This window comes from Metabacillus malikii (assembly GCF_030813355.1).
In the GTDB taxonomy this organism is placed as follows: domain Bacteria; phylum Bacillota; class Bacilli; order Bacillales; family Bacillaceae; genus Metabacillus; species Metabacillus malikii.
In genome coordinates this window covers 190,453-201,135 of the sequence record NZ_JAUSUD010000006.1, presented here as the reverse complement: position 1 = coordinate 201,135, position 10,683 = coordinate 190,453, and the positions used below count along the sequence as shown (strand labels likewise).

Below are 10,683 nucleotides of genomic sequence, written 5' to 3'. Positions count from 1 at the left end.
CGTTCAGGGGCAACGACGAGTGCACCTGTGTTAACATCGTTGTCGAAAGGTACTGCAGTCGAAGTTATTTCAGAGTCAAATGGCTGGTCGAAAGTAAAAGCATCGGGAAAAGAGGGGTATGTTAGTACTAAGTACCTTACAAACAGTCTGACTCATAATAATCATTCAGATGCAAAGCCTGCAACAAGTACTTCATCGACACAAACTACGAAATATGTATCAGTCACAAATGGGTCATTAAACATGCGTTCAGGGGCAACGACGAGTGCACCTGTGTTAACATCGTTGTCGAAAGGTACTGCAGTCGAAGTTATTTCAGAGTCAAATGGCTGGTCGAAAGTTAAAGCATCAGGAAAAGAAGGCTATGTCAGTTCTAAGTACTTATCAGATAAAGGACAAACGAGCAGTAATACAATTAGTACACCTGCAATCGTCCCACGAACAACAAAATATGTATCAGTCACAAGTGGGTCATTAAACATGCGAGTTGGTGCATCAACAGGGACAACTATTTTAACATCGTTAAAGAGTGGTACTGCAGTCGAAGTCATATCTGAGACTAATGGCTGGTCAAAAATACAAGTATCAGGAAAAGAAGGTTATGTCAGCTCGAAGTATTTAACGGCAGGGGTGCAAAGTACAACTCCTAGCACAAATGTCCCAAAACCAGTTACGAAGTATGTTTCTGTTACAAGCGGTACATTAAATGTGCGCACTAAGCCGACGACAACGGCTTCAATTATGATAAAGTTAGCGAAAGATAAAGAAGTAAAAGTACTTTCCGACGCAAATGGCTGGTCAAAAGTTGAGGTGTTCGGCCAAGTTGGCTATGTAAGTAGTCAGTATCTTTCTAATAATAAGTCTAGCAATCTTGCACCAAAACCTGCAGAATCTAATAAAACAGAAACAAAATATGTTTTAGTAAGTGGAAATTCAGTTTTAAATGTTAGAAAGGCAGCTTCTACAAATTCTACAATTTTAACGAAATTGCCAAAAAATACGCAGGTTCTAGTAATGAATGATGCAAATGGTTGGGCTAAAATAAAGGTTAATCAAATTGTGGGGTACGTAAGCACACAATTTTTAACATCAGAAGGGCCTTCAGAAAAACCAGTTGAACCAGTACAAGAAAATAAAAAGGAACAAATGTTTGTAGATGTTTCGTTAGGATCTACTTTAAATATGAGAAATAATGCTTCCGTTGCTTCATCGATAATTGTAAAACTTCCAAGAGGATTGGAGGTAACTGTATATTCAGTCAAAGATGGTTGGGCAAGTATCGAGGCTTATGGCAAAAAAGGATTTGTAAGCACAGAATTTCTTTCAAAATCTAAACCTGGTTCCGAGATAAAGGTACCTGAGCCGACACCTGAGTTGCCTGAATCAAATGAACAACCAAATGTAAAAGACCCAATAACTGACACAGATAAAGTTAACCGGAAATATGTCAATGTCATGCATGGTTCAACATTAAATATGAGAGAAAGTGCATCAACAAGTGCATCGATTTTAACAAAATTAGCACGAGGGACTATTGTGACAATCATTTCTGAAGAAAATAATTGGGCTAAAGTTTCTGCTAATGGAAAAACAGGTTTTGTCAGCTCGCAATATTTAATAGCAACTGAACCATTTAATCCAGGTACATCTATTGCAGATACAGAGAAAATTGAAGAACAGTTTGATATAACTCTTGATAAATTAACAGAAATTCAGATGGCTGTAAAACCACAAACAGATAAGAAGTACAATACATATATTAGAGAAGATGCATTAACGTTAACTAGTGCTACCACTGGAACTGTTAAAGGGAATGGTTGGAATGTACGCGGTGGGGCAGGTACAAACCATTGGGTCGTAGGATCGGTATCGAAAGGCCAATCGTTGCAAATTATCTCTAAAGTAACAGGCGCGGATGGGTACACTTGGTACCAAGTAAATTATAACAAGTCGTGGGTAAATGCTAGTCCTGAAGATGTAAAATACTATTTACAACCTTCAAATTTCTTAAATACAACAGTAGATTCATTACAGTTTTTAAAATTATCATTACCAGCAAACTTAAACTCTGAAGAGGTCAATACCAGAATACTTGCAGGGAAGGGTATTTTAGATGGTAAAGCAAATGCGTTTATTCAGGCTGGAGATAAATATAAGGTTAATGAAATCTATTTAATTTCCCATGCATTATTAGAAACTGGAAACGGTACGTCCACTTTAGCAAAAGGTGTTGTCGTAAACGGAAGGACTGTTTATAATATGTACGGCATTGGAGCCTATGATGGCTCAGCTGTATCTAGTGGTGCCCAATATGCGTACAATGCTGGCTGGTTTACACCGGAGGAAGCAATTATAGGTGGAGCAAAATTCATTGCACAAGGCTATATTAATTCAGGTCAAGATACTCTTTATAAAATGCGTTGGAATCCAAAGTCTGCGGTTGAAAATGGACGAGCATCACACCAATACGCTACTGATATCGGTTGGGCTGCTAAGCAAGTAAAACAAATTTATAATTTATATAGTTTGTTAGATGCATATAAGCTTGTATTAGATATACCTAAATATAAGTAATACGAGATAGAGAATAACTGAAGGGTGACTCCAAAGTAACAGACCGTTCGTTTTACACTATGATGTGTAAAATGGGTCTGTTACTAGAGTCACCCCTTTTAATTAAGGCTGTTTCGTAAAAATTGTTGCTTATAACTGAGTTGTCATTTAGGGTTTGTCTCCTCTTACAGTACTCACGGGCGGGGGTAGGAAGTGAGCCTCATAGCTCCTGCGGCACGAACAAACAAACTTCGGGTCATCTCCATACGATCATCATCGATTCGCCCCGGTCTTATCGTGATTCCTTTGGTCTTAGTCGATGCCCGTTTGAGTTTGCACGTCTATGGGCAAGCCGCCTACGCTTTTCGATCTCCTCAGCGCAAACGCCTCCTCACGTCTCAGCTCTCCCACACATCTCACGGCTGTCTCGCTCTTACGCTCCAACTAAACTATACATAGATAAGCCGCATTATTTGTACATTAAATTGCTTGAAAGTAGATACTTATCAGAAATCAGTATACTTTTTAAGTGGCTTCACACGCATCCCGCAGGAATCCTGCATCAGCTCCAACAAATCCCGAAAAAAAGGTTAGTGCAAAAGCAACAAGCTTTTAGAAAAGAGCTTTAATTTATAAACATAAACACAATCAGCTTTTAGTATTACATATTATCCTTTACGTAGTTTGAACACTGTATCCTCGTTTGGTGTAACATAAACAGTTTGCTGATTATCATAAATTACATACCCAGGCTTTGAACCGTTTGGTTTTTTAACATATCTAATAGCTGTAAAATCAACAGGGACAGAGCTAGAGTTTTTTGCTTTGCTAAAGTATGCAGCAATTGTAGCTGCTTCAATAATTGTATCGTTTGAAGGGTTTTTGCTACGAATGACAACATGAGAACCTGGTATGTCCTTTGTATGGAACCACAAGTCATCTCGTGCAGCCAGTTTATTTGTTAAATATTCATTCTGTTTATTATTTTTTCCAACTAAAATTTCAGTTCCGTCACTCGAAATGTATGTTTCGAGTACAGGTTTTTGTTGTTTTTTCTTTTTAATTGTTCTGGATTGTCTTTGTTTTAAGTAGCCCCCTTCCATTAATTCCTCTCGTATTTCCTCGATATCTCGTGGAGAAGCTGATTCGAGTTGTTGAATAAATCTGTCAAAATACTCAATTTCTTTATTAGCTATTTGAATTTGCTCCTGAACTACATCAACAGAATTTTTTGCCTTTTGATACTTCGAAAAGTACTTTTGGGCGTTCTCAGACGGGGTTTTTTGGATGTCTAATGGGATAGTTACAGTCGCTCCATCTTCGTCATAATAATTAATTACTTCTGCTTCCTTATCACCCTTCTGTATTGAATAAAGATTAGCGGTTAATAGTTCACCAAATAGTTGATATTGAGCAGCTTTCTCTGCTTGATGAAGGGTTGCTTCTAATTTTTTTATTTTATTCTCATTTTTTTTCCGTTCATTAATGATAAAACGCTCCAAGTCATTGCCTTGTTGTTTGACACGGTCACGTTCCGCTTTTCCGTAGTAATATCTGTCCAATAACTGAGATATTGTAGGGAATGTTTTTGTTTCAGCAGATTCTATGTGGGTTAGTCTCAACATATAAAAGAATTCTTTATTTCCTTGTACATAAATACTTGGTAATAACTCGCCTGACTTAAGTTCGGTCATCAGTGAAGTAAATGCTTTCGGTAAAGTTACTCGATTGACTAGCCCTGCACGGTAAAGGATTTCTTTTGCGATAAGCGGTGAAATTCCTGCGAATTGATCAACGATTTGTTTATCAAGCTTTCCGGCATTAAAGTCCAGCTTTTTTAACAGTGTATCTTCGTCAGTTTGCAACGGATTTAATTTATCTTGACTTGGCGGTAATACGTAGGGCTGGCCGGGTAGAACCGTTCTGTGGCGATTCACAGCAGGTGATAAATGTTTAATGCTATCTAATATTAATCCTCTATCTTTATCGATAATGATGATGTTGCTATGTCTCCCCATAATTTCAACAATGAGGCGCTTTTCTGTAACATCACCAAGTTCATTATGACTTTTAATATCGAAAATAATAATCCTTTCCATATCAAGTTGTTCAATATGTTGAATCGTTCCGCCTTCGAGGTGTTTTCGAAGCAACATACAGAACATTGGCGGTTCACTAGGGTTATCGTACATCTCATTAGTAATATGAATACGCGCATAGCTGGGATGTGCAGATAAGAATAGTCGATGATTTTTCCCGCCTGAACGAATCTGAAATATTAAATCATATTTATAAGGCTGGTGTATTTTTGTAACCTTCCCATACATAAGTGCTGTTTTTAGTTCCTTCGTTATTGCGTATGTAAATAATCCATCAAATGACATGTTAAAATCTCCTTTTGGTTAACACTGCCCTCGTATAAGTTTCAAATGACTTTAAGTAAATATAGTTTGTGTCAATCTTTATAAAACCATTTTATAGAAGACGAAGTTTCTTTTTAGATTATAGCATGTTTTAGGACGAGTCTGAATAAGTTGTCTTATAGACATGCATGACGTGGAGTGGAATGTCCGTTATTAATATGTTTTAGGCAATGGACAATATTCCCTTACAAAATGCGCTAATATCATTCTGTTTAAGGGGTGTGTAGGTGATAAATGAATTGGCATGAAATGAGACCAGAAGAAGTGACGAAATCAACGAATACAGATATCGAATCTGGGTTAACAACAAAGGAGGTAAAAAAGCGAGAAGAAAAATTCGGGCTCAATGAACTAACTGAAGCAGAGCGACCGTCAGCGATACTGCTATTTTTAAATCAATTTAAAGATTTTATGGTGCTTGTATTATTGGTAGCCACGTTGATATCTGGTTTACTAGGAGAATATATCGATGCGATTGCAATTATCGCAATTGTTTTAGTTAACGGAATATTAGGTTTTTTTCAAGAAAAAAGAGCGGAGAAATCACTTGAAGCACTAAAGGAATTGTCTGCTCCACAAGTAACAGCTCTCAGAAATGGTGAGTGGATAAAAATTCTCTCAAAGGAATTAGTGCCGGGAGATATTGTCAAGTTTACAAGTGGAGATCGAATAGGTGCGGATATGCGACTCCTCGAAACAAAAAGCCTGGAAGTAGAAGAATCTGCGTTAACAGGTGAGTCACTACCAGTTCAAAAATCAATAAATCCTATTAGTGGCCAAGAGGTAGGGCTCGGTGATTTAACGAACATGGTCTTTATGGGGACGTTAGTAACAAGAGGATCAGGACTTGGTGTCGTGGTAGGGACTGGTATGAATACTGCAATGGGTCAGATTGCTGACCTATTACAAAATGCTGAAACGATGGAGACACCACTTCAAAGAAGATTAGAGCAATTAGGAAAAATATTAATCGTTGTTGCACTGGCGCTAACTGTCCTTGTTGTAGCAATAGGTGTATTACAAGGGCATAATATATACGATATGTTCCTAGCTGGGGTATCGTTGGCTGTAGCTGCCATTCCGGAAGGGTTACCAGCAATTGTTACAGTAGCACTCTCACTTGGTGTACAACGAATGATTAAACAAAAATCGATTGTTAGAAAATTACCTGCAGTAGAGACACTAGGATGTGCTTCGGTCATTTGTTCAGATAAAACAGGAACAATGACTCAAAATAAGATGACTGTTACACAAATATGGTCAAGTGATAAAGTTTGGCATGTGAGTGGAACAGGTTATCATCCGCATGGTGAGTTTTTTTACAACGACAAAGAGGTTAATATCAGCCAATCGAAGACATTACAACAAATTTTAACGTTTGGATCGTTATGTAATAGTGCAGAAATTATCGAAAAAAACGGTGAATTTCATTTAGATGGTGACCCTACAGAAGGTGCATTATTAGTCGCAGCAATGAAGGCAGGCTTTAAAAAGGAGTCACTTCTTAATAATTTTGAAATCGTTGAAGAGTTTCCGTTTGATTCAACAAGGAAAATGATGAGTGTTATAGTAAAAGACAAAAACGGAAAGCAATTTGTTGTGACAAAAGGTGCGCCAGATGTTTTGTTAGGGATCTCAAACAGTATACTTTGGAATGAAAGACAAGAAAAATTGTCGAGAGAGAATGAGGAAAAGGTTAGAAAGGCGATAGAGTCTCTTGCATCACAAGCATTGCGTACGATAGCAATTGCATATAAGCCTTTATCGTCAAATGAACGGATACAAAATAGTGTTGCAGCAGAAAAGGACTTAGTCTTTATTGGTTTACAAGGGATGATAGATCCGCCAAGACCAGAAGTGAAACAGGCTGTAAAAGAGTGTCGTGATGCAGGTATTAAAACAGTGATGATTACAGGTGATCACGTTATTACTGCTAAGGCGATTGCTAAGCAGTTAAATATACTGCCAACGCATGGACGGGTACTAGAGGGCAAGGATTTATCTCTATTATCAGTAGAAGAACTTGAGGAAATTGTTGACGATGTTTATGTATTTGCAAGAGTTTCACCAGAACATAAACTAAAAATTGTGAAGGCGTTACAAAATAAAGGGCATATTGTTGCAATGACCGGTGATGGGGTAAATGATGCACCAGCAATTAAAGCCGCTGATATCGGTATCTCAATGGGGATTACTGGAACAGACGTTGCGAAAGAAGCTTCTTCACTTATTTTAGTAGATGATAATTTTGCTACAATAAAGTCTGCTATTAAAGAAGGAAGAAATATCTATGAAAATATCCGCAAATTTATTCGATATTTACTTGCTTCAAATGTAGGTGAGATTTTAGTGATGCTATTTGCGATGTTATTAGCTTTGCCGTTGCCATTAGTCCCTATCCAAATATTATGGGTAAATTTAGTGACAGATGGTTTACCTGCTATGGCACTTGGACTCGACCAACCAGAAGGGGATTTAATGAAGCGCAAGCCTAGACATCCTAAGGAAGGTGTTTTTGCAAGGGGTCTCGGATGGAAGGTCATATCTCGAGGGTTTTTAATCGGTATAGTTACGTTGGCTGCATTTATGATTGTCTATTACCGTAATCCTGATGATTTAGCGTACGCACAAACTATTGCATTTGCAACGCTTGTTATGGCACAACTAATACATGTATTTGACTGTAGAAGTGAAAAATCAATTTTTGATCGTAATCCATTCGAAAACATGTATCTAATTTTTGCCGTTATATCATCGATTTTACTTATGTTAGTTGTCATTTATTATCCACCATTACAACCTATTTTTCATACAATCCCAATCATGCTTAGAGATTGGTTGTTAATTCTCGGAATGTCAGCTATCCCAACTTTTTTACTAGCTGGTTCACTTTTAACAAGAAAAAAATCGTAAATTATGTTATAATCCAAAAAGGGGTGACCCAGAAGTCATCCCTTTTGCTTTTTATTTAGAACGATTAAACGTAGAATAGCCGAGGTTACATATACTAAGTATAACCCGTGTAAGTATTTATGTTACATTAACAGATGATGAAAAAACTATAAGAGTTTACATATTATGAAGAGTTATTAATTATAACGAGAGTATGCATGGTGCATATTTTACAAAGGATGACTGTTAAGTGTCTCTAAATCTTTGGTTTCCAATTTGAGAGAATCATTTTGGCGAATTCATCGACACTTACATACATGGCATCATTATCAACACGAAAACAACTATTGAAACTTAGAGGTACGAAGAAAGTGTGTGATTTAAAATGGTATTTAGTATGACCGGTTATGGCCGTGCGTCAGCTGAAATGTCATCCTCTAGTATGATGACGGTTGAAATGAAATCTGTGAATCATCGATTTCTAGATATCTCTATTAAAATACCGAAACAATATATGATACTGGAGGAAAAAATAAGAAAAGTCATTAATGAACATGTAAAAAGAGGCAGAGTTGAAATATTTGTTAATCTTGAAGGTGAGGCATTAATTGAAAAATCTATACACGTAGATTGGACAATTCTTGACCAGTATGTTGAAACATTACACCAGATTAAGGATCGTTTCTCCCTTAAAGATGATTTAACATTAATGAACATTCTAAAGATGAATGAAGTAATGGAAATCCGTGAACGTCCTGTGAAGGATGAAACGTTTGAAACAAAGTTATTAAATCTTGTGGAGACTGCTGCAATCCAATTAGTTAATATGAGGAAAGCAGAGGGGAAGCTTTTATCAAATGATTTAACTGAAAGACTAGTATTGTTAAAATCGTTAACGAACGAACTAGAAACAATAGCCCCGCTCGTTACCGAGCAATATCGTGAAAAAATAGAAAAGCGAATTACTGAATACGTAAAGGATACGATTGATGAACAGCGAATTCTTACTGAAGTTGCCATGTTTGCTGAAAAGGCAGATATAAGTGAAGAATTGACTAGAATTCATAGTCACATACAGCAATTTGAAGATACTCTACAAATGAAAGAACCAATTGGTAGAAAACTCGATTTTCTAGTACAAGAATTAAATAGAGAAGCAAATACAATTGGCTCAAAAGCAAATGATCGATTGATAGCAAAAAATGTTGTCGAAATTAAAAGTTTAATTGAAAAATTGAAAGAACAAGTCCAAAATATTGAATAGGATCTTATCTTGTTGATTATAAAAGGGCTTATCGGGCAAAAATAGTTTTGTCCTTTTAGTAGGGGGAGCATACATATGAGCATTAAATTAATTAATATCGGATTTGGTAATATAGTTTCCGCCAACCGAATTATTTCAATCGTAAGTCCTGAATCAGCTCCAATTAAGAGAATAATTCAGGATGCACGTGATAGAGGTATGTTAATTGACGCAACATACGGACGTCGAACTCGAGCAGTTGTGATTATGGATAGCGACCACATCATTTTGTCCGCTGTTCAACCTGAAACAGTCGCTCAGAGACTTTCAAATAAAGATGAGCTTTCAGACGAAGGGTAGGGAAATAAGTTTTGATAAAAGAAAGAGGATTATTAATCGTTCTGTCTGGACCATCTGGTGTAGGCAAAGGTACAGTTAGAAAGGAATTATTTTCACAAGTTGATACATCATTTGAATATTCGATATCAATGACTACTAGGAAGCCGCGAGAGGGAGAAATAGACGGAGTAGATTATTTTTTCAAATCCCGTGAAGAATTTGAAACGTTGATTTCGGAAAATAAGCTTTTAGAATGGGCTGAATATGTAGGTAATTATTATGGAACACCAATTGATTATGTCGAACAAACATTAAGTGAAGGTAAAGATGTTTTTCTTGAAATAGAAGTTCAAGGGGCATTACAAGTTCGCAAAGCATTTCCGGAAGGATTGTTTATCTTCCTAAGCCCACCTAGTTTAAATGAACTTAAAAACCGAATTGTAACAAGGGGAACAGAATCTGAAGAACTGATCGACAACCGTATGAAAGTTGCCAAAGAAGAAATTATCATGATGGATGCTTATGATTATGTGGTTGAGAATGACGATGTCAAATTAGCTTGTGACCGTATAAAAGCAATCGTTACTGCAGAACATTGTCGAAGAGAGAGAGTTGCCCCACGTTATAAAAAACTACTGGAGGTTGAATAATATGTTATACCCATCAATTGATGTTTTAATGAATAAGCTGGACTCGAAATATACACTTGTAACCGTTGCTGCAAAACGAGCACGTGAAATGCAAGAATTAAGTGACCAACAAATTGCCAAACCTGTTTCTCATAAGTATGTAGGTAAAGCACTGGAAGAAATCAATGCTGGACTTTTAGATTATCAAAGAACAGAAAAATAATAAATGATGACTTTCTTTAGAGGGTCTGTCTCTTTTGAGGCAGTCCTTTTTTCGTCGAATTATGAAACTTATACCTTAATAATTGCTAAGTATTTTAACATAAGGCTGTTTTCATAAATTTGCGGCTTTTTACTAAGCTGTCGTTTAGGGGATTGCCCACGCTATAGAGCTTGCTTTCTGCGTGGTGGGTGGTAAGTTTATCTAGCTCTGGCTAAATGAAAAAGTATACTTCAGGTTATCTCCCTACGTTAAGTCATCATTATTCACCATAACGGCTCATCGTGATTCCTTTCGTCTTAGTCGATACCCGTCACTAGTTTGTACGTCGATGGGCAAACTGTCTGCTCTTTTCGCTCTCCTTAAGCGTAAACGCCTGCTCAC

Annotated in this window: 7 protein-coding genes; 6 read left to right on the top strand and 1 reads right to left on the bottom strand. The window is 36.9% G+C overall.

The genetic code is table 11. The features are described 5' to 3' along the window. Positions 1–2,574, top strand: a 2,574-nt coding sequence (locus J2S19_RS08645; protein WP_307340120.1) for an SH3 domain-containing protein, incomplete at its 5' end; no start/stop codon positions are given. 647 nt (positions 2,575–3,221) lie between these two features. Here the strand turns inward: J2S19_RS08645 and J2S19_RS08640 are convergent. After that, on the bottom strand, positions 3,222–4,937 hold the full coding sequence (locus tag J2S19_RS08640; protein ID WP_307340114.1) for an Rqc2 family fibronectin-binding protein: 1,716 nt from the start codon (positions 4,935–4,937) through the stop codon (positions 3,222–3,224). A 273-nt stretch (positions 4,938–5,210) separates the two neighbouring features. Between J2S19_RS08640 and J2S19_RS08635 the strand changes: the two genes are divergently transcribed. From J2S19_RS08635 to rpoZ, 5 genes are all read left to right on the top strand, one after another. Further along, on the top strand, positions 5,211–7,889 hold the full coding sequence (locus tag J2S19_RS08635) for a calcium-translocating P-type ATPase, SERCA-type (RefSeq protein WP_307340112.1): 2,679 nt from the start codon (positions 5,211–5,213) through the stop codon (positions 7,887–7,889). Positions 7,890–8,253: 364 nt separating this feature from the next. Then, positions 8,254–9,132 carry a YicC/YloC family endoribonuclease gene (locus J2S19_RS08630; protein ID WP_307340109.1) on the top strand — a complete coding sequence of 293 codons (879 nt, stop codon included), beginning with the start codon at positions 8,254–8,256 and terminating at the stop codon, positions 9,130–9,132. Between the two features lie 75 nt (positions 9,133–9,207). After that, on the top strand, positions 9,208–9,471 hold the full coding sequence (gene remA / locus J2S19_RS08625) for an extracellular matrix/biofilm regulator RemA (RefSeq protein WP_026559405.1): 264 nt from the start codon (positions 9,208–9,210) through the stop codon (positions 9,469–9,471). Positions 9,472–9,485: 14 nt separating this feature from the next. Then, the gene (gene gmk, locus J2S19_RS08620; protein ID WP_307340165.1) at positions 9,486–10,100 is read left to right on the top strand and encodes a guanylate kinase; all 615 of its coding nucleotides are present in this window, start codon (positions 9,486–9,488) and stop codon (positions 10,098–10,100) included. A 1-nt stretch (position 10,101) separates the two neighbouring features. Then, positions 10,102–10,302, top strand: coding sequence for a DNA-directed RNA polymerase subunit omega (gene rpoZ, locus J2S19_RS08615; protein ID WP_307340105.1), 201 nt, complete (start codon positions 10,102–10,104; stop codon positions 10,300–10,302). The last annotated feature ends 381 nt before the right edge of the window (positions 10,303–10,683 follow it).

Excerpts from the sequence above, each read along its gene's own strand:
- J2S19_RS08635 (WP_307340112.1), top strand. The coding sequence starts at position 5,211 with ATGAATTGGCATGAAATGAGACCAGAAGAAGTGACGAAATCAACGAAT.
- J2S19_RS08640 (WP_307340114.1), bottom strand. The coding sequence starts at position 4,937 with ATGTCATTTGATGGATTATTTACATACGCAATAACGAAGGAACTAAAA.
- J2S19_RS08630 (WP_307340109.1), top strand. The coding sequence starts at position 8,254 with ATGGTATTTAGTATGACCGGTTATGGCCGTGCGTCAGCTGAAATGTCA.
- rpoZ (WP_307340105.1), top strand. The coding sequence starts at position 10,102 with ATGTTATACCCATCAATTGATGTTTTAATGAATAAGCTGGACTCGAAA.
- remA (WP_026559405.1), top strand. The coding sequence starts at position 9,208 with ATGAGCATTAAATTAATTAATATCGGATTTGGTAATATAGTTTCCGCC.